Annotated in this window: 11 protein-coding genes; 8 read left to right on the plus strand and 3 right to left on the minus strand. The window is 58.2% G+C overall.

Annotated features, from left to right (window positions below):
• The first annotated feature begins 4 nt into the window (after positions 1 to 4).
• The 3 genes from nirB to ACMWKA_RS10615 all read left to right on the plus strand — a co-directional run bounded on the left by nirB (position 5) and on the right by ACMWKA_RS10615 (position 8,012).
• Positions 5 to 3,994, plus strand: a complete 3,990-nt coding sequence (gene nirB / locus ACMWKA_RS10605) for a nitrite reductase large subunit NirB (protein ID WP_414760187.1) — start codon at positions 5 to 7, stop codon at positions 3,992 to 3,994.
• On the plus strand, positions 3,991 to 6,468 hold the full coding sequence (locus ACMWKA_RS10610) for a molybdopterin-dependent oxidoreductase (RefSeq protein ID WP_414760188.1): 2,478 nt from the start codon (positions 3,991 to 3,993) through the stop codon (positions 6,466 to 6,468). The genes nirB and ACMWKA_RS10610 overlap by 4 nt, the downstream gene beginning before the upstream one ends.
• A 137-nt stretch (positions 6,469 to 6,605) precedes the next feature.
• On the plus strand, positions 6,606 to 8,012 hold the full coding sequence (locus tag ACMWKA_RS10615; RefSeq protein WP_414760189.1) for a YchO/YchP family invasin: 1,407 nt from the start codon (positions 6,606 to 6,608) through the stop codon (positions 8,010 to 8,012).
• Between the two features lie 3 nt (positions 8,013 to 8,015).
• On the opposite strand, the gene narL is transcribed toward ACMWKA_RS10615, so the two are convergent.
• Positions 8,016 to 8,666: a two-component system response regulator NarL gene (gene narL / locus ACMWKA_RS10620; RefSeq protein WP_414760190.1), complete on the minus strand. Its 651-nt coding sequence runs from the start codon at positions 8,664 to 8,666 to the stop codon at positions 8,016 to 8,018.
• The gene (gene narX / locus ACMWKA_RS10625; protein WP_414760191.1) at positions 8,659 to 10,455 is read right to left on the minus strand and encodes a nitrate/nitrite two-component system sensor histidine kinase NarX; all 1,797 of its coding nucleotides are present in this window, start codon (positions 10,453 to 10,455) and stop codon (positions 8,659 to 8,661) included. The genes narL and narX overlap by 8 nt, the downstream gene beginning before the upstream one ends.
• Positions 10,456 to 10,764: 309 nt before the next feature.
• Here narX and ACMWKA_RS10630 point away from each other — a divergent pair, with 309 nt between their 5' ends.
• The 5 genes from ACMWKA_RS10630 (at position 10,765) to narI (ending at position 19,203) form a co-directional block, all read left to right on the plus strand.
• Positions 10,765 to 12,162 (plus strand): NarK family nitrate/nitrite MFS transporter, encoded by a 1,398-nt coding sequence (locus ACMWKA_RS10630; protein ID WP_013096255.1) that lies wholly within the window; start codon positions 10,765 to 10,767, stop codon positions 12,160 to 12,162.
• A 381-nt stretch (positions 12,163 to 12,543) separates the two neighbouring features.
• Positions 12,544 to 16,287, plus strand: a complete 3,744-nt coding sequence (locus ACMWKA_RS10635) for a nitrate reductase subunit alpha (RefSeq protein ID WP_414760192.1) — start codon at positions 12,544 to 12,546, stop codon at positions 16,285 to 16,287.
• The gene (gene narH / locus ACMWKA_RS10640) at positions 16,284 to 17,819 is read left to right on the plus strand and encodes a nitrate reductase subunit beta (protein ID WP_013096257.1); all 1,536 of its coding nucleotides are present in this window, start codon (positions 16,284 to 16,286) and stop codon (positions 17,817 to 17,819) included. Before ACMWKA_RS10635 ends, narH begins: the two co-directional genes overlap by 4 nt.
• Complete coding sequence (narJ, locus tag ACMWKA_RS10645; protein ID WP_038419837.1) at positions 17,816 to 18,526, plus strand: nitrate reductase molybdenum cofactor assembly chaperone; 711 nt, start codon at positions 17,816 to 17,818, stop codon at positions 18,524 to 18,526. The genes narH and narJ overlap by 4 nt, the downstream gene beginning before the upstream one ends.
• Positions 18,526 to 19,203 (plus strand): respiratory nitrate reductase subunit gamma, encoded by a 678-nt coding sequence (gene narI, locus ACMWKA_RS10650; protein WP_013096259.1) that lies wholly within the window; start codon positions 18,526 to 18,528, stop codon positions 19,201 to 19,203. The genes narJ and narI overlap by 1 nt, the downstream gene beginning before the upstream one ends.
• Here narI and ACMWKA_RS10655 read toward each other — a convergent pair.
• On the minus strand, positions 19,200 to 20,096 hold the full coding sequence (locus ACMWKA_RS10655) for a DMT family transporter (RefSeq protein ID WP_414760210.1): 897 nt from the start codon (positions 20,094 to 20,096) through the stop codon (positions 19,200 to 19,202). The genes narI and ACMWKA_RS10655 overlap by 4 nt on opposite strands.
• Positions 20,097 to 20,111: the final 15 nt, after the last annotated feature.

Here is a 20,111-nt window from a genome sequence, read left to right on the forward strand (position 1 = left end):
CACGATGCGACTGGTCATTATCGGCAATGGAATGGCAGCAACACGGCTGATTGCCTCGCTGACCGGGCGTGCGCCTGGCCGCTTCGCGATCACCGTGTTGGGTGAGGAGCCTGAGCATGCGTACAACCGCATCCAGCTTTCGCCGGTGTTGGGTGGGGAAAAACGTCCGGAACAGATCCGCCTGCAGGACGATGACTGGTACCGCGAGCGCGGCGTCACGGTGCTCAGGGGGCAAAAGGTGCTAGCCGTGGACGTGGCGAAACGGGAAATCCGTACCGCGCAGACCACGCTGGCGTGGGATGAACTGGTCTTCGCCACCGGGTCGATACCGTTCGTGCCGCCGATCCCCGGGGGCGATGCGCCACACGTCTTTACCTTCCGCCGCCTTGAGGATACGCGAGCCATTGCGCAGATCCCGGGGCCAGCGGTGGTGTTGGGCGGTGGCGTGCTGGGCGTTGAGACGGCAGCGGCGCTGGCACAAACTTGTGACAATGTCACGCTGGTGCATCGCGGACCGTGGTTGATGGAACAACAGCTGGATCGGCAGGCGGGGCTGCTGCTGGAGGCTGCGCTGGCGGAGCGCGGCGTGCGCTGCGAGCTGTCGTCCGGGATCGCGGCAATCGCGCCGGATTCAGTGACGCTACACAACGGACGCCAGGTTAGCGCCGCGCGCGTGGTGCTGGCCACTGGCGTACAGCCCAACATCGCCCTTGCAAGCGCCAGCGGTATTCGCTGCGCCCGTGGCATTGTGGTCGACCAGCAGATGAAGACCTCCGTCCCGGCTATTAGCGCCATTGGGGAGTGCTGCGAAATCGACGGTCAGACGTTTGGCCTGGTTGCCCCCTGCCTGGCACAGGCGGACATTCTGGCCGCCCGGCTGGCAGGGCACGCCCCTGTGCCTTTTGCCCATACCGACAGCGGGATGCGCCTGAAGGTCACCGGTGTGGAGCTCTTCAGCGCTTGGCGCGTAACGGCGCAACCGGAGGATACGGTCTGGGACGCGTGGGATCCGCTGACCCGTCACTACCGTCGCTTACTGATTCATCGCGGTGCGCTGGCTGGCGTACTGCTGATGGGAGATTGCCGCAGCGCGGCAACATTTACCGATTTACTGGCAACGGCTGCGCCCGCACACGTGGACTGGCTGTTCGATCGATTCACTACGACGCAACCGCAGGTTGCAGGACAGAACGCTATGACAAAACCTACTCTGGTGGTGGTTGGGCACGGTATGGTCGGCCACCATTTTCTTGAAGACTGCGTAAACCGCAATCTGCATCAGCAATACCAGATTGTCGTCTTTGGCGAAGAGCGTTATGCCGCTTACGACCGCGTCCATCTCTCAGAGTATTTTGGCGGCCGCAGCGCGGAGTCCCTCTCGCTGGTGGAGGGCGACTTCTTTGCCAGACACGGCATAGAGTTGCGTTTGTCGCAGCAAATTGTCGCCATCGATCGCGACGCGCACGTTGTGCGTACCGCCAGCGGTCACGAAACCCACTGGGACAAACTGGTGCTGGCGACCGGCTCATATCCGTTTGTGCCGCCGGTGCCGGGCAACACGCTGCCGGGCTGCTTTGTCTACCGTACGCTGGACGATCTCGATAACATTGCCGCGCATGCGAAGGGATCCCGACGCGGCGTAGTCATTGGCGGTGGCCTGCTCGGGCTGGAGGCGGCCAACGCCCTCAAACAGCTGGGGCTTGAAACCCACGTGGTGGAATTCGCCCCCAACCTGATGGCGGTACAGCTCGACAACGACGGCGCGGCGATGCTGCGTAAAAAAATAGAAGCGCTCGGCGTCGGGGTTCACACCAGCAAAGCCACCACTGAAATTGCGGCCACCGACGATGGACTGGTCCTGCGTTTTGCCGACGGTGAACAGCTGGACACCGATATGGTGGTCTTCTCTGCCGGGATCCGCCCGCAGGATGCGCTGGCGCGCAGCAGCGGCCTGGCAATCGGCGAGCGTGGCGGGATCTGCATTGATACCGCCTGCCAGACCTCAGATAAGGACATCTTCGCCATCGGGGAATGTGCGCTGTGGGAAGGTAAAATCTTCGGTCTGGTGGCGCCGGGTTATCAGATGGCACGTGTGGCGGCGGCCACGCTGGCGGGTGAGGAGAAATCCTTCACCGGCGCGGATATGAGCACCAAACTTAAGCTGCTGGGCGTGGACGTGGCCTCGTTTGGGGATGCCCATGGCCGTACGCCGGGGGCATTGAGCTACCAGTGGACCCACGGCCCGCAGCAAATCTATAAAAAAATTGTCGTCAGCCATGACAACAAAACCCTGCTCGGCGGCGTGCTGGTGGGGGATGCCAGCGAATACGCCACGCTGGTGCAGATGATGCTTAACGGAATCAGCCTGCCAAAAGAGCCTGAAACGCTCATCTTGTCAGCCTTCTCCGGTAGCGCGCCAAAAGCGCTGGGGGTGGCGGCGCTGCCGGACAGCGCGCAGATCTGCTCCTGTCATAACGTCAGCAAAGGCGATATCTGCCAGGCAGTGAGCGCCGGTGCGACGGAGATCGGTGCCATCAAGCAGTGCACCAAAGCGGCGACCGGCTGCGGTGGGTGCAGCGCGCTGGTGAAACAGGTGATGGAGTTCCAGCTGGCTGAGCAGGGCGTGGAGGTGAAAAAAGATATCTGTGAGCACTTCCCGTACTCACGTCAGGAGATATATCACCTGGTGCGCGTCAACCATATTCGTACCTTCGACCAGCTGATTAGCCGCTACGGCCAAGGGCACGGCTGTGAGATCTGTAAACCGCTGGTGGGGTCAGTGCTGGCCTCCTGCTGGAACGAATACCTGCTGAAACCGGCGCATCTGCCGTTGCAGGACACCAACGACCGCTACTTTGCCAATATTCAGAAGGACGGAACGTACTCTATCGTGCCGCGCATGCCCGCCGGGGAAGTAACGGCCGACGGACTAATTGCTATCGGGCAGATCGCAAAGCGCTACGGGCTGTACAGCAAGATCACCGGCGGCCAGCGTATTGACCTGTTTGGCGCCACGCTGGAGCAGCTGCCGGAGATCTGGCAGGCGCTGGTGGAGGCCGGATTTGAAACCGGGCATGCGTACGGTAAATCTCTGCGTACCGTGAAATCCTGCGTCGGGTCAACCTGGTGCCGCTATGGCGTGCAGGACTCCACTGGTCTTGCGGTCAAACTGGAGCACCGTTACAAGGGGCTGCGCGCGCCGCACAAAATCAAAATGGCGGTGTCCGGCTGTACCCGCGAGTGTGCCGAGGCGCAAAGCAAAGATGTCGGCGTGATCGCCACGGACAAGGGCTGGAATCTCTATCTGTGCGGCAACGGCGGCATGAAGCCGCGACACGCGGATCTCTTCGCCAGCGATCTGGATGAAGAGACGCTGATCCGTACCGTCGACCGTTTTCTGATGTTCTACATTCGCACGGCGGATCGCCTGCAGCGGACCAGCACCTGGATGGACAACCTTGAAGGCGGTCTCGACTATCTGCGGGAGGTGATCCTCGACGATAGCCTCGGTATTGCGCACGAGCTGGAGCAGGAGATGGCCCGTGTGGTGGAAACGTATCAGTGTGAATGGCAGACCACGCTTAACGATCCGAACCGTCTGGCGCTGTTCCGCACGGCGGTGAACGGTCCGGCGACGGAAGAGAGTAAACGCTGGCAGGAAATTTGCGGTCTGGATGAGATCCCGGAGCAGGCGGGGATCGGCGCCCGGCTGGGGCGTAAGCCGATCGCGCTGTTCCGTTTTGGCAAATCGGTCTATGCCCTTGACGATCAGGAGCCAGGCAGCGATGCGAACGTACTGTCACGCGGTATTCTTGGCGATGCGGCGGGTGAGCCGGTGGTCATCTCGCCGCTCTATAAACAGCGTATTCGCCTGCGCGACGGCTGCCAGGTGGATAACGGTGAGCCTGCGGTGCGCGCCTGGCCGGTGAAAATCGAAAACGGCAAGGTGTGGGTGGGGAACGACGCGTTGCTGGTGCGTGCGGAGGCATCATGAATGAAACCCGAACAACGTGCCCGTACTGCGGCGTCGGTTGCGGCGTGGTGGCCCGGGTTGAGGGCGACAAGGTCACGGTGCGCGGCGATAAACGCCATCCCGCCAGTTTTGGACGGCTGTGCGTCAAAGGCGCGGCGTTAGGTGAAACCACGGGCCTGCAGGGGCGGCTGCTGCACCCGGTGGTGGACGGGCTGGAGGTGGACTGGCCGCAGGCGTTAAGCGCGGCTGGCGAGCGGCTGCGGGCGATTATCGACACCTGGGGGCCGCAGGCGGTGGCGTTTTACGCCTCCGGCCAGCTACTCACCGAGGATTACTACGCTGCCAATAAGCTGATGAAAGGGTTTATCGGCGCGGCGAACATCGATACCAACTCGCGGCTCTGCATGTCGTCGGCGGTAGCAGGCTATAAGCGCGCATTTGGCGAAGATGTGGTGCCGTGCAGCTATGAGGACGTGGAGAACAGCGATCTGGTGGTGCTGGTGGGTTCAAACGCGGCATGGACGCATCCGGTGCTTTATCAGCGGCTGGTTCAGGCGCGGCAAAACAATCCGCAGATGAAAGTGGTGGTGATCGATCCGCGTAAAACCGCCACCTGTGATATCGCCGACCTGCATCTGGCACTCGCGCCCGGCAGTGACGCCGGGCTGTTTGTCGGTTTGCTCAATCTGATTCAGGGTACTGACGACTGGCCGATTGCCCGCGTGGCCGGGTTTTGTGGTCTTGATGCACAGGAGATTGCCACGTTTTACGACTGGTTCCTCACGGCGCCGCGTGCCATTACGCTCTACACCATGGGGATCAACCAGTCTTCCAGCGGCAGCGACAAGTGCAACGCCATCATTAACGTTCATCTTGCGAGCGGGAAATTTGCCCGTCAGGGCTGCGGGCCGTTTTCGCTGACCGGCCAGCCAAACGCGATGGGAGGACGGGAAGTGGGGGGACTCGCGAATCAGCTGGCGGCGCATATGAACTTCGAGCCGGACGATCTCTCGCGGGTGGCACGTTTCTGGGGAACCGAACGGCTGGCGCAAACGCCGGGCCTGATGGCCGTTGAGCTGTTTGACGCCATTGCCCGCGGTGATGTGAAGGCGGTATGGATCATGGGCACCAATCCGGCCGTCTCGCTGCCGGACAGTCACGCGGTATGTCAGGCGCTGGCGAACTGTCCGCTGGTCATTGTTTCTGAGGTGATGCAGGAGACTGACACCAGCCGCTACGCCCATATTCGTTTCCCGGCGCTGGGCTGGGGAGAGAAAAACGGCACGGTCACTAACTCCGAACGGCGGATCTCGCGCCAGCGCGCCTTTTTGGCTGCCCCGGGCCAGGCAAAACCGGACTGGTGGATAGTTGCCCAGGTGGCGAAACAGCTGGGCTATGGTGAGGCCTTTGCCTGGGAACATCCGCAGGAAATTTTTTGTGAACATGCGGCGCTGTCGGCATTTGAGAATGACGGGGCACGGGCGTTTAATCTGCATGCGCTGGCGGGGCTTACCCGTGAGGACTGGGATCAGCTTGAGCCTTATCAGTGGGCGGCGGGCGATTTTCCCCACCGGAATGTGGTGCCCGTTGACCCGCGTCCGCACGGCGCGGTGCCAGATGCGTTATATCCGTTGCTGCTGAATACCGGACGCATCCGCGATCAATGGCATACCATGACCCGTACGGGATATGTTCCCGGGCTGATGCAGCATATCTCTGAGCCCTGCGTTGAGATCTGCGCTGCAGATGCCGCGCGTTTCGCCCTTTGCGACGGGCAACTGGCACGGATCAGCTCTCCGCGTGGAGTGATGGTGGCAAAAGTACGTATCAACGATGGACAAAGGGAGGGTGAAGTATTCGCGCCCATGCACTGGAATGCGCAGTTTGCCCGTCAGGGAAAGGTCAATACGCTGGTGGAAGGGCGCTGCGATCCGCAGTCCGGCCAGCCGGAGAGTAAACAGACCGCCGTCAGGATCATGCCATGGCAGCCTGAATGGCAGGGAGAGCTGTATGCCCGTGTGCTGCCGGAACTGCCGCCTTCGGTACACTGGTGGCGCAAAGCATCACGCCTGACGGTGGCGGCTGACGAACCGTTGATGCCGTGGGTGAAAGAGTATGCTGAACAGCAGGGCTGGCAGCTACAACTTGCCCGGACAGATGCGCGCAGCAGCGTACTGGCATGGCATAACGGCGAGCTGATGCTCGGATTCTGGGAAGGGACTACGTTGCCAGCGCTGGCGCATGCGACTATTGAAGAGGCTTTTCGTCGGGCTCCAGAGACGCTTGCGGAGCGGCATGCGCTCCTGAACGGCGCGGGCGCGGGGGAGAGTGTCGATCCGGGACGCATTATCTGCAGCTGTTACTGCGTCGGGGAAAATGCGATACGGGAGGCGATTGTCGGCGGGTGCGATTCCGTTGCAGCGCTGGGGGCGAAACTACGGTGTGGCACCAACTGCGGTTCCTGCGTGCCGGAGCTGAAAGGGCTGTTTGGATAATGGTCTAAGAGTGTCGGGTAAGGCGACAATAATGTTCAGGATATTCCTGAAATTTGCGCTAAGACTGCATTTCACAGCTTATCGCGTTAACATTAAAAGCGTTGCCTCATAAACACAGGTTCTTATTTACGACGTTGATGGCTGTATCGTCCCGCATTCGCTTTCTGTTATTACTCCCACTTCTTACGGCGGGTGCCGTTCACGGTGCCCCGAATTCCTTTATGCAACAGGCAGAAAACCCCTTTGATAACAACGGGGACAGTTTGCCCGATCTCGGCATGGCGACGCCAACAGACGAGGGGGAAAAGCACCTGGCCGAAATGGCAAAAGCCTTTGGCGAAGCCAGTATGACCGATAACGGCCTCACCACCGGCGAGCAGGCGCGTCAGTTCGCGTTTGGTAAGGTGCGTGACGCGGTGAGCGGCGAGGTGAATCAGCAGATTGAGTCCTGGCTCTCGCCCTGGGGCAACGCCAGCGTCAATTTACTGGTGGATGACGAGGGGAACTTTAACGGCAGCAGCGGGAGCTGGTTCATCCCCTGGAATGATAACAACCGTTACCTGAGCTGGAGCCAGCTGGGGCTGACGCAGCAGAGTGACGGCCTGGTGAGCAATGCCGGCATCGGTCAGCGCTGGGTTGCCGGAAAATGGCTGCTCGGCTACAACACCTTTTACGATAACCTGCTTGATGAAAACCTGCAGCGTGCCGGGCTGGGCGCGGAGGCGTGGGGCGAGAATCTGCGTCTGTCTGCCAATTACTATCAACCGCTGGCCAGCTGGCGCGAGAGTTCGGACGTGCAGGAGCAGCGCATGGCGCGTGGCTATGACGTGACCGCTAAAGCCTGGTTGCCGTGGTTTCATCATTTCAACACTAGCGTCAGCTTCGAGCAGTACTTTGGTGACAACGTTGACCTGTTCAACAGTGGAACCGGCTATCACAACCCGGTGGCGGTCAACCTGGGGCTTAACTATACGCCTGTTCCGCTGGTCACCCTGACGGCGGCGCATAAGCAGGGGGAGAGCGGTGCGAGTCAGAACAACCTCGGGCTTAAGCTCAACTACCGCTTCGGCGTGCCCCTTGCCAAGCAGCTTTCTGCCAGCGAAGTTGCCGCCACGCGCTCCCTGCGCGGCAGTCGCTATGATTCACCGGAGCGGGATAATCTGCCGGTAATGGAGTTCCGCCAGCGCAAAACGCTCTCCGTCTGGCTGGCGACCCCGCCGTGGGATCTGAAAGGGGGCGAGACCGTGATGCTCAAGCTTCAGGTACGCAGCACTCATGGTATTCGGCAGATCCACTGGCAGGGCGATACCCAGGCACTGAGCCTGACTGCACCGGCCAACACGCACAGCAGCGATGGCTGGAGTGTGATTATGCCTGCCTGGGATGACAGTGACGGGGCGAAGAACCGCTGGCACCTGTCGGCGGTGGTTGAAGATGAAAAAGGACAGCGCGTCTCATCCAATGAGATCACGCTTACCGTGGTTCAGCCGCTTGTCGCGTTACCTGACGACGACCCGCGCTGGAAGTTACTCCCGGATGAGTAATCCTCAGAAAATGCGTTCCTGATGCACCCACACGGCGGCTTCAACGCGGGATTTTAACTTCATCTTCTTCAGCATATGTTTCACATGCACCTTGACCGTGCTCTCGGTGATATCCAGACGACGGGCGATCATTTTGTTCGGCAGACCCTGGGCAATCAGCTTCAGAATATCGCGCTCGCGCGGGTTTAACTGGCTGACGTCGCGGTCGGAGGTGGCGCGGTTTGCCCGCAGGCTGGCGGCCAGCACCGGGGTTAACGCCTCGCTCAATACCATTTCGCCTGCCGCAGCCTGTTGAAGGGCCTTGAGCAGATCTTCCGGCTCCATGTCTTTCAGCAGGTAGCCGTCTGCACCGCGTTTTAACGCCGTGACGACATCTTCTTCATGGTTTGAGACGCTAAAGACCACCACGCGTCCCGACAGCGATTTTTCACGCAGCTTATCGAGCGTCTCCAGACCGTTCATGCCTGGCATGTTCAGATCGAGCAGGATCAAATCAGGATCAAGCGATTCGGCAAGTTCAATGCCCTGTTCACCGTTGCTGGCTTCGCCAACCACGGTGATATCAGGTGCCATGCTGACCAGCTGTTTTACGCCAGTACGCAGCATCGGATGGTCGTCAATCAACAGGATGGATGCCGGTTCCTGATTAGTCATGGGTTTCTCCCTGGATAGTTGTGAGGGGTTTTTCGGGGATAAAGGTGACAACCACTTCTGTGCCACCTGTTTCTCGCCGACGAACCTGGCAATCACCGCGCAGGCTTTGGGCGCGGTCTCGCATGATAATTAAACCGTAATGGTTTGTCCGTTCGGCATTTTCCGGCACGCCGCGGCCGTTGTCATGAACCGTGAGCTTCACCTGATTATCGTGCTGGCTAACGGTAACGGTGACCGCCGTCGCGTCAGCGTGTTTTAGCACGTTGCTCAGCGCTTCGCGGGCGATCTGCAGTAAATGAATGGCCTGATGAGAAGGCACAAAACGAGGCGGTAACTGGTAATCGAGCTTCACCGGGAACCCCAGTCGGGCGCTAAATTCCTGGCAGCTTGCTTCCAGCGCCGGGCGCAGGCCGGGCTCGGTGAGCTGCAGGCGGAAGGTGGTCAGCAATTCGCGAAGCTGTACCCAGGAGGTATTCAGCTCGTTGCGGATCTGGCTCAGCAGCGCTTTGTTGCTTTCCGGCATTTCTGCGGCCTGCATTTGCAGACAGCTGACCTGCATTTTCATACAGGAGAGCGACTGGGCGATAGAGTCGTGGAGTTCGCGGGCGATGGTGGCGCGCTCTTCCATCACGATCAGCTGCTGCTGCTTCTCCTGATGGCGGTCGAGTGCCAGCGTGGCCGTCAGCTGTTCAACCAGCGTATCCACCAGTTGCTGCTGGTCGTGGCTCAGATGACGCCCGGCGGGCAGGGTCGCCAGCAGAATACCGTACTGGGTGTGGCTGTCTGTCAGCCGCCATTTTAGCGTCGTGCCGCTGGTGGTCAGCGGCGGTAAGCCGCGTGGGCACAGGTGGCAGCCTTTGTCATCGCAGGTCATGTCTGACTGACAGGTAAACTCCTGGTGATTTTCTTCATCTTCCATGTCGTACACCCGAAGCTCCAGGTCGTGCAGCAGGGTCAGATTCTGCAGGCCATTCAGGACCGGGGAGAGACGTTCGCACAGCGGCACCTGCATATGCAGGCGGCGATTAGCCTGCCACAGGAACGAGAGGATCTCGTTTTTCTGCTCCAGCCCCGCGGTTTTCTCCTGTACGCGTTTTTCCAGCACCGCATAACTCTCGGCGAGTTCATCTGACATGGTGTTCAGCGCCTGGCCCAGCATCGCCATTTCGTTACGTCCGCTGATGTGGGTGCGCTGGGTAAAATCCCGGGCAGTCACCGCGCGGGCCATCGCCAGCAGTTGCTTCCAGGGATTTAGCAGCCGGGCGCGCAGCCAGACAATGGTGAAAATCAGCAGCAGCCCCATAAACAGCGCCATCGCCCGGTGGATCATCACCACCCGGTCGATGCGTAATTCGGTGGTTTGATCGAAAGAGGAGACCAGGGTATCAATGCGGGAAACGAACCCGGCGACATCATGAGCAACGGTATTAGGATTTTTCGCCTGCTTTAACCCCGGCTCCAGCTGAGTGTGCCAGTAGCCCTGAAGGGCTTTAAGCTGGGATTCCTGACCGGCACGAATCGCGGCACTTTCCAGTTCGGTGCTGAAAGCGGTATGTTCCATATCGTCCAGCAGCTTCTGATCGTCCTGGGTTAACGGCACCGATGCCAGTAGACGATAACTCTGCATGCGTAGTGAGCCTGCCTCGTTGATGGCATGGGCATTACCCTGTACACCCTGTACCAGCCAGCCGGAAATCGCCATGCCGGTCACGCCGATGGCGGTGGACAGCAAAACGATCAGGGCGACCTGATTGACGAGTGTTAGCGGAGATAAACATCTTTTTAACATAGAGTTGCCGGGCTCCTGACGTGGCCTGCTTGCAGGAATGGCGTTATTCTGGTGCATACCCTGGAGTATACCCATACCAATAAAGGATTACCTCTAAATTGCCAATGGGGTAAGGCTCAGGGGGAGGAATGGACAGCGAGACGTCAGTCCTGTGAAAAACCACGTCTTTTTTAACGTTTTACTCTACTCATTAAGGATGATGGCTTTTTTTTCGCCGCAAATCCTCCCACTTTTCCTTTGATTTATATCAACTTACCGCCGCCCTAAAACCCTAATGTTTGCAGCATCATTCGAGAATCAGAGGTGTCTATGAGTCACACATCCGCTCCCGAAAGGGAAAATGGTGCCGTTATAACTGACTGGCGTCCGGAAGATCCGGCGTTCTGGCAGCAGCGCGGCCACCGTGTCGCAAGCCGAAATCTGTGGATTTCCGTTCCATGTTTATTGTTAGCGTTTTGCGTCTGGATGTTGTTCAGCGCGGTAGCGGTGAACCTGCCTAAGGTCGGATTTACCTTTACCACCGATCAGCTGTTTATGCTGACCGCGCTGCCGTCGCTGTCGGGAGCCTTGCTGCGCGTGCCTTACGCGTTCATGGTGCCGGTTTTTGGCGGCCGTCGCTGGACGGCGTTCAGTACCGGTATCATGATCGTGCCTTGCGTGTGGCTCGGTTTTGCTGTGCAGGACACCTCCACGCCATTTAGCGTGTTCGTGATCATCTCTCTGCTCTGCGGCTTTGCGGGCGCAAACTTCGCGTCCAGCATGGCAAACATCAGCTTCTTCTTCCCGAAAGCGAAGCAGGGCGGTGCGCTGGGGATTAACGGCGGCCTGGGTAACATGGGCGTCAGCGTAATGCAGCTGATTGCACCGCTGGCGATCTCCGTCTCTATCTTCGCGGCGTTTGGCGGCGGTGGTGTGACGCAGGCAGATGGCTCTTCCCTCTATCTGCAAAACGCGGCCTGGATCTGGGTACCGTTCCTGGTGGTCTTTACCCTTGCGGCCTGGTTCTTTATGAATGACCTGTCTGCATCGAAGGCATCCCTGAGCGAGCAGTTGCCGGTGCTGAAGCGCGGCCACCTGTGGGTGATGGCGCTGCTCTATCTGGCGACCTTCGGCTCGTTCATTGGTTTCTCTGCGGGCTTTGCCATGCTGTCGAAAACCCAGTTCCCGGAGGTGCAAATTCTGCAGTTCGCCTTCTTTGGACCGTTTATTGGCGCGCTGGCGCGTTCGCTGGGCGGCATGGTCTCTGACCGTCTGGGCGGGACCCGCGTGACGCTGATTAACTTCGTTGTGATGGCTGTCTTCTGTGCGCTGCTGTTCCTGACCCTGCCAGCCGACGGACAGGGCGGTAACTTCATCGCCTTCTTCGGCGTGTTTATGGTGCTGTTCCTGACGGCCGGGCTGGGAAGTGCTTCTACCTTCCAGATGATCTCCGTCATCTTCCGTAAGCTGACCATGGACCGCGTGAAAGCGCAGGGCGGTAGCGAAGAGCAGGCCATGCGCGAAGCGGCAACGGATACGGCGGCAGCGCTGGGCTTTATCTCCGCGATTGGCGCTATCGGTGGCTTCTTTATTCCAAAAGCGTTCGGGATCTCGCTGGACCTGACCGGCTCCCCGGCAGGAGCAATGAAAGTATTCCTCGTTTTCTATATCGCCTGTGTCGCCATCACGTGGCTGGTATATGGCCGTAATTCCAAGAAAAATAAGTAAGTTTGATTATCCGTTTACGCGACCTTCGGGTCGCGTTTTTTTGTTTCCTCAGTAGTTACAACATACTCATGAGTTTTCTAACGTCCCGCCCGCAGGTAACTCTGTGATCGCCATCGCTTTTCAGCCGAGCCTACCCCTTAATACCCGAGATGTTAAAAACAGGCGGGCTTATTGTACGATAAATAAAAAATACCTTTAAAAATCATCATGATATAAAAATAAAAATTCTACCGCTTTGGTGGTATTCGCTATAACACCTTACTTCATAGTCCCCCTCCGTCTTGATCGTTATCAATTATCCCTCTCTTACAGGACGTTACCTTCGCTGCAAATCAGCAATGTCGATTTAGAGAGCCACAGGCTCCACACAGGAGATACCCGATGAGCAAATTTTTGGACCGGTTTCGCTACTTCAAACAGAAGGGTGAAACTTTTGCCGATGGGCACGGCCAGGTTCTGGATACCAACCGGGACTGGGAAGACGGCTACCGCCAGCGCTGGCAGCATGACAAAGTCGTCCGTTCAACCCACGGTGTAAACTGCACTGGCTCGTGTAGCTGGAAGATTTTCGTTAAAAACGGTCTGGTGACCTGGGAAATGCAGCAGACCGACTATCCGCGCACCCGCCCGGATATGCCGAACCATGAACCACGTGGCTGCCCGCGTGGCGCCAGCTACTCCTGGTATCTCTACAGTGCGAACCGTCTTAAATATCCTCTGATGCGCAAGCGCCTGATGAAAATGTGGCGTGAAGCGAAGGTGCAGCACAGCGATCCGGTAGAGGCGTGGGCATCCATCATCGAAGACGCCGATAAAGCGAAAAGCTTCAAGCAGGCGCGTGGCCGCGGTGGTTTTGTTCGCTCCTCCTGGAAAGAGGTGAATGAGCTGATTGCCGCCTCTAACGTCTATACCGTCAAAACTTACGGTCCTGACCGCGTGGCAGGCTTCTCGCCGATCCCGGCGATGTCGATGGTCTCTTATGCTTCCGGCGCGCGCTATCTTTCCCTGATTGGGGGAACCTGTCTGAGCTTCTACGACTGGTACTGCGACCTGCCGCCAGCGTCTCCACAGACCTGGGGTGAGCAGACCGACGTGCCGGAGTCCGCCGACTGGTATAACTCCAGCTACATTATCGCCTGGGGCTCCAACGTACCGCAGACCCGTACCCCGGATGCCCACTTCTTTACTGAAGTGCGTTACAAAGGCACCAAAACTGTTGCGGTGACCCCGGACTACGCCGAAATTGCCAAGCTGTGTGACCTGTGGCTGGCGCCTAAACAGGGTACTGACTCCGCAATGGCGCTGGCGATGGGCCACGTCATGCTGCGTGAATTCCACCTCGATAAACCAAGCCAGTACTTCACCGATTACGTGCGTCGTTATACCGACATGCCTATGCTGGTGATGCTGGAAGAACGTGACGGCTACTACGCAGCAGGCCGTACGCTGCGTGCGGCAGATCTGGTGGACGCGCTGGGCCAGGAAAACAACCCTGAGTGGAAAACCGTCGCGTATAACAGCAACGGTGAGCTGGTGGTGCCAAACGGTTCAATCGGCTTCCGCTGGGGTGAGAAGGGCAAATGGAACCTTGAACAACGTAACGGTACAACCGGCGAAGAGACCGAGCTGCGCCTGAGCATGCTGGGCAGCCAGGATGAGATCGCAGAAGTGGGCTTCCCGTACTTCGGCGGCGAAGGTTCTGAGCACTTCAACAAGGTTGAGCTACAGAACGTCCTGATGCACAAACTGCCGGTGAAACGCCTGCAGCTGGCCGACGGCTCTAGCGCCCTGGTGACCACCGTGTATGACCTGACGCTGGCCAACTACGGTCTGGAGCGCGGTCTGAACGATGAAAACTGCGCAACCAGCTATGACGATGTTAAGGCGTACACCCCAGCCTGGGCGGAGCAGATCACCGGCGTACCGCGTGCGCAGATCACCCGTATCGCCCGTGAATTCGCAGAAAACGCCGACAAAACCCATGGTCGTTCAATGATTATCGTCGGTGCCGGTCTGAACCACTGGTATCACCTCGATATGAACTACCGTGGCCTGATCAACATGCTGATCTTCTGCGGCTGTGTCGGTCAGAGCGGTGGCGGCTGGGCGCACTACGTGGGCCAGGAAAAACTGCGTCCGCAGACCGGCTGGCAGCCGCTGGCGTTTGCCCTCGACTGGCAGCGTCCGGCGCGTCATATGAACAGCACTTCCTACTTCTATAACCACTCCAGCCAGTGGCGCTATGAGACGGTTACCGCGCAGGAGCTGCTGTCGCCAATGGCAGATAAATCCCGCTACAGCGGTCATCTGATCGACTTTAACGTCCGTGCCGAACGCATGGGCTGGCTGCCGTCCGCGCCTCAGCTGGGTACTAACCCGCTGCGTATTGCAGAAGAGGCGAAGAAGGCAGTGATGTCGCCGGTGGATTACACCGTTAAGTCTCTGAAAGACGGTTCAATCCGTTTTGCGGCCGAGCAGCCGGAAAACGGTAAAAACCATCCGCGTAACCTGTTCATCTGGCGTTCCAACCTGCTGGGCTCGTCCGGTAAAGGCCACGAGTACATGCTGAAATACCTGCTCGGTACCGAAAACGGTATCCAGGGTAAAGATCTCGGCAAGCAGGGCGGCGTGAAGCCGGAAGAAGTGGAGTGGAAAGACAACGGTCTCGACGGCAAGCTGGATCTGGTGGTGACTCTCGACTTCCGTCTCTCCAGCACCTGCCTGTACTCCGATATCGTGCTGCCTACCGCTACCTGGTACGAAAAAGACGACATGAATACCTCGGATATGCATCCGTTTATTCATCCGCTGTCTGCGGCCGTTGACCCGGCGTGGGAATCAAAAAGCGACTGGGATATCTACAAAGACATCGCGAAGAAATTCTCTGAAGTCTGCGTAGGGCACCTGGGCAAAGAGACCGACGTGGTGACGCTGCCTATCCAGCACGACTCCGCCGCTGAACTGGCGCAGCCGCTGGACGTGAAGGACTGGAAAAAAGGTGAATGTGACCTGATCCCGGGCGTAACGGCACCGCACATTATTCCGGTGGAACGTGACTACCCGGCGACCTACGAGCGCTTTACCTCTATCGGCCCGCTGATGGAGAAAATCGGCAACGGCGGGAAAGGGATTGCCTGGAACACCCAGAGCGAAATGGATCTGCTGCGCAAGCTCAATTACACCAAAGCGGACGGCCCGGCCAAAGGCCAGCCGATGCTGAATACGGCGATTGATGCGGCAGAAATGATCCTGACCCTGGCACCGGAAACCAACGGCCAGGTTGCCGTGAAGGCCTGGAAAGCGCTGAGTGAATTCACCGGCCGCGACCATACGCATCTGGCGCTCAACAAAGAAGACGAAAAAATCCGCTTCCGCGATATTCAGGCGCAGCCGCGCAAAATTATCTCCAGCCCGACCTGGTCTGGCCTGGAAGATGAACATGTCTCTTATAACGCCGGGTATACCAACGTTCACGAGCTGATCCCATGGCGTACTCTGTCCGGTCGTCAGTCGCTGTATCAGGATCACCAGTGGATGCGTGACTTCGGCGAAAGCCTGCTGGTTTACCGTCCACCAATCGACACCCGCTCCGTGAAAGCGGTGATGGGCGCGAAATCGAACGGCAACCCGGAGAAGGCGCTGAACTTCCTGACGCCGCACCAGAAGTGGGGGATCCACTCTACTTATAGCGACAACCTGCTGATGCTGACCTTGTCCCGCGGTGGTCCGATTGTGTGGATGAGTGAAGCGGACGCCAAAGATCTGGGTATTGAAGATAACGACTGGATCGAAGTGTTCAACAGCAACGGCGCCCTGACGGCGCGTGCGGTGGTGAGCCAGCGCGTACCGGCCGGGATGACCATGATGTACCACGCGCAGGAACGTATCGTGAACCTGCCGGGTTCAGAGATCACCGAGCAGCGCGGCGGTATTCACAACTCCGTGACCCGTATTACGCCGAAGCCGACCCACATGATCGGTGGCTATGCACAGCTGGCCTACGGCTTTAACTACTACGGTACGGTAGGTTCTAACCGCGATGAGTTCGTGGTGGTACGTAAGATGAAAAATATTAACTGGTTAGATGGCGAAGGTAATGACCAGGTACAGGAGAGCGTAAAATGAAAATTCGTTCACAAGTCGGTATGGTGCTGAATCTGGATAAATGCATCGGCTGTCATACCTGCTCAGTCACCTGTAAGAACGTCTGGACCAGCCGTGAAGGGATGGAATACGCCTGGTTCAACAACGTGGAAAGTAAGCCGGGTACCGGCTTCCCGACCGACTGGGAAAACCAGGAGAAGTGGAAGGGTGGCTGGATCCGTAAAATCAACGGTAAGCTGCAGCCGCGCATGGGTAACCGTGCGATGCTGCTGGGTAAAATCTTCGCCAACCCGCATCTGCCGGGTATCGAAGATTATTACGAGCCGTTTGACTATGACTACCAGAACCTGCATAACGCGCCGGAAAGTAAGCACCAGCCGATCGCCCGTCCTCGCTCGCTGATCACCGGCCAGCGCATGGACAAAATTACCAGCGGTCCAAACTGGGAAGAAATTCTGGGCGGCGAGTTCGAAAAACGCGCCAAAGACCAGAACTTCGAGAACATGCAGAAGGCGATGTACGGCCAGTTTGAAAACACCTTCATGATGTACCTGCCGCGTCTGTGTGAGCACTGCCTCAACCCGGCGTGCGTGGCGACCTGCCCGAGCGGTGCCATCTACAAGCGTGAAGAAGACGGCATCGTGCTGATCGACCAGGACAAGTGCCGCGGCTGGCGTATGTGCATCACCGGCTGCCCGTACAAAAAAATCTACTTCAACTGGAAGAGCGGTAAGTCAGAGAAGTGCATCTTCTGTTACCCGCGTATCGAAGCCGGTATGCCGACCGTCTGCTCCGAGAGCTGCGTAGGCCGTATTCGTTACCTCGGCGTGCTGCTGTATGACGCGGACGCGATTGAAAATGCCGCGAGCACCGAGAACGAGAAAGATCTGTACCAGCGTCAGCTGGACGTGTTCCTTGACCCGAACGATCCGAAAGTGATTGAGCAGGCGCTGAAAGACGGCATTCCGCAGAGCGTAATCGACGCGGCGCAGCAGTCTCCGGTATACAAAATGGCGATGGACTGGAAGCTGGCCCTGCCGCTGCACCCGGAATACCGCACGCTGCCGATGGTCTGGTACGTACCGCCTCTGTCGCCGATTCAGTCAGCCGCGGATGCAGGCGAGCTGGGCAGCAACGGCATTCTGCCGGACGTGGAGAGCCTGCGTATCCCGGTTCAGTACCTGGCAAACCTGCTGACCGCAGGCGATACCCAGCCGGTACTGCTGGCGCTGAAACGTATGCTGGCGATGCGCCACTTCAAACGTGCGGAAACCGTGGACGGCGTGACCGACACCCGTGCGCTGGAAGAGGTCGGCCTGACCGAAGCGCAGGCCCAGGAGATGTACCGCTACCTGGCCATTGCCAACTATGAAGATCGTTTCGTGGTACCAAGCAGCCACCGTGAACTGGCCCGCGAAGCCTTCCCGGAGAAAAACGGTTGTGGCTTTAGCTTTGGCGACGGTTGCCACGGGTCTGACAGCAAATTCAACCTGTTCAACAGCCGCCGCATCGACGCCATGGATGTGACCAGCAAAACGGAGCCGCACCCATGATTGAACTCGTGATTGTTTCGCGTCTGCTGGAGTACCCGGATGCCGCGCTGGCGCAGCATCAGCAGGAACTCTTTGATGCGCTCGCGTCCTCTGAAAACCTGGATAAAGAAGATGCCCAGACACTGGGCGTTTTCCTCCGCGACCTGTTAGCGCGCGATCTTCTCGATGCACAGGCGGATTACAGCCAGCTGTTTGATCGCGGTCGCGCAACCTCGCTGCTGCTGTTTGAACACGTTCACGGTGAATCCCGCGATCGGGGGCAGGCGATGGTGGACCTGATGGCCCAGTACGAGCAGCACGGCCTGCAGCTCGACAGCCGCGAGCTGCCGGATCATCTTCCGCTGTACCTGGAGTATCTGGCGCAGTTGCCAAAAGAAGAAGCGCTGGGTGGTCTGCAGGACATCGCGCCGATTCTGGCGTTGCTCAGCGCCCGTCTTCAGCAGCGCGAGAGCCGCTATGCGGCGCTGTTTGGGGTGCTGGTGAAGCTGGCGAATGCCTCGGTCGACAGTGAAAAAGTGGCGGAGAAAATTGCGGACGAAGCCCGCGACGACACGCCACAGGCGCTGGATGCGGTCTGGGAAGAAGAGCAGGTGAAATTCTTTGCTGACCAGAGCTGCGGCGAATCTGAAATTTCGGCTCACCAGCGTCGTTTTGCCGGCGCGGTTGCCCCGCAATATTTGAATATCTCTAACGGAGGACGGCACTAATGCACTTCCTGAATATGTTCTTCTTTGACATTTACCCGTATATCGCGGGCACCGTGTTCCTGGTGGGAAGCTGGCTGCGTTATGACTATGGCCAGTACACCTGGCGTGCTGCCTCCAGCCAGATGCTGGATCGTAAAGGGATGCACGTTGCGTCTAACCTGTTCCACATCGGTATTCTGGGGATTTTTGCCGGTCACTTCCTGGGAATGCTGACGCCACACTGGATGTATGAAGCGTGGCTGCCCATCGAAGTGAAGCAGAAGATGGCGATGATCGCCGGTGGCGCTTGTGGCGTGATGACCCTGGTGGGTGGTCTGCTGCTGCTGAAACGCCGTCTGTTCAGTCCGCGCGTGCGGGCTACCACTACCACGGCGGATATCCTGATCCTCTCTCTGCTGATGGTTCAGTGCGCACTGGGTCTGCTGACCATTCCATTCTCGGCGCAGCATATGGACGGCAGCGAGATGATGAAGCTGGTGGGATGGGCGCAGTCCGTAGTGACCTTCCACGGAGGCGCATCTGAACATCTGGATGGGGTGGCGTTTATCTTCCGCCTGCACCTGGTGTTGGGTATGACCCTGTTTGTGCTGTTCCCGTTCTCTCGTCTGGTGCACATCTGGAGCGCGCCGGTGGAGTACCTGACGCGCAAATACCAGATTGTGCGTGCCCGTCGCTAATTTGTCGTTTTGATACTAACCCCGCATTCGCGGGGTTTTTTTTCGCCCCAGCCCAGGTTATTGCCTGCCGCAGCAAACAGGATCAGCGCGCCGCCCGCCAGTTGGGTAATATCCAGCGAATGCCCGAAGACCACATTATCGACAACGATGGCTACTACCGGATAGATAAAGGACAGTGAACCGGTAATGGGCGTCGGAAGTTTTTGGATGGCGCTATACAACAGCTGATACATGATACCGGTATGGACAATGCCCAGCGTCAGTAAAATTGGCCACGGAAAATCAGCGGACAAGGCGGGCATACGGGCAAACGGCAGTAGCATTACCACGCCTGTCAGCACCTGAATAAACGCTATATGCTGTGGCGCGATGGATTTCAGTTTGCGGGCAATAATCGCCGTCAACGCATAGAAGAACGCCGCACCCAGTGCCAGACCGATCCCCGCGAGCCAGGCTGAGCCATGGGAACCGGACAGTTTGCCTGAGAGCAAAATTATCACCCCGCCGAAGGCAAGAAACAGCCAGCCCCATTTGACCAGACTGACGCGTTCGCCTAATAACATACCCATCATCACCAGCATAAAGGGCTGAGTGTTATAGACCACAGTGGAAAGGCCAATCGAAATACGTTCATAGGCAGCGAACAGCAGCAGCCAGTTCACCACTAATGCTACCCCGCCGAGAATAGCCAGCAGCAGAGAGGTACGGGTGAGGGGACTAAAGGGTTTTTGGCTCATTCGAATGAAAATGAACAGTGCGATTGCGCCGATCAGACAGCGCCAGAAAACCACTTCTGACACTGGCAGTCCGGAGAGTAAAACAAACGCGCCAATCGAGCCGGAAATTAACATCGCCAGGCTCATTTGCCAGACGCCTTTATGTAAGTCACGCATCATTCACCTCCTGGT

The sequence above is a fragment of the Enterobacter sp. 03-F-07-AD-ECC genome (assembly GCF_047530935.1).
GTDB classification, from domain to species: domain Bacteria; phylum Pseudomonadota; class Gammaproteobacteria; order Enterobacterales; family Enterobacteriaceae; genus Enterobacter; species Enterobacter cloacae.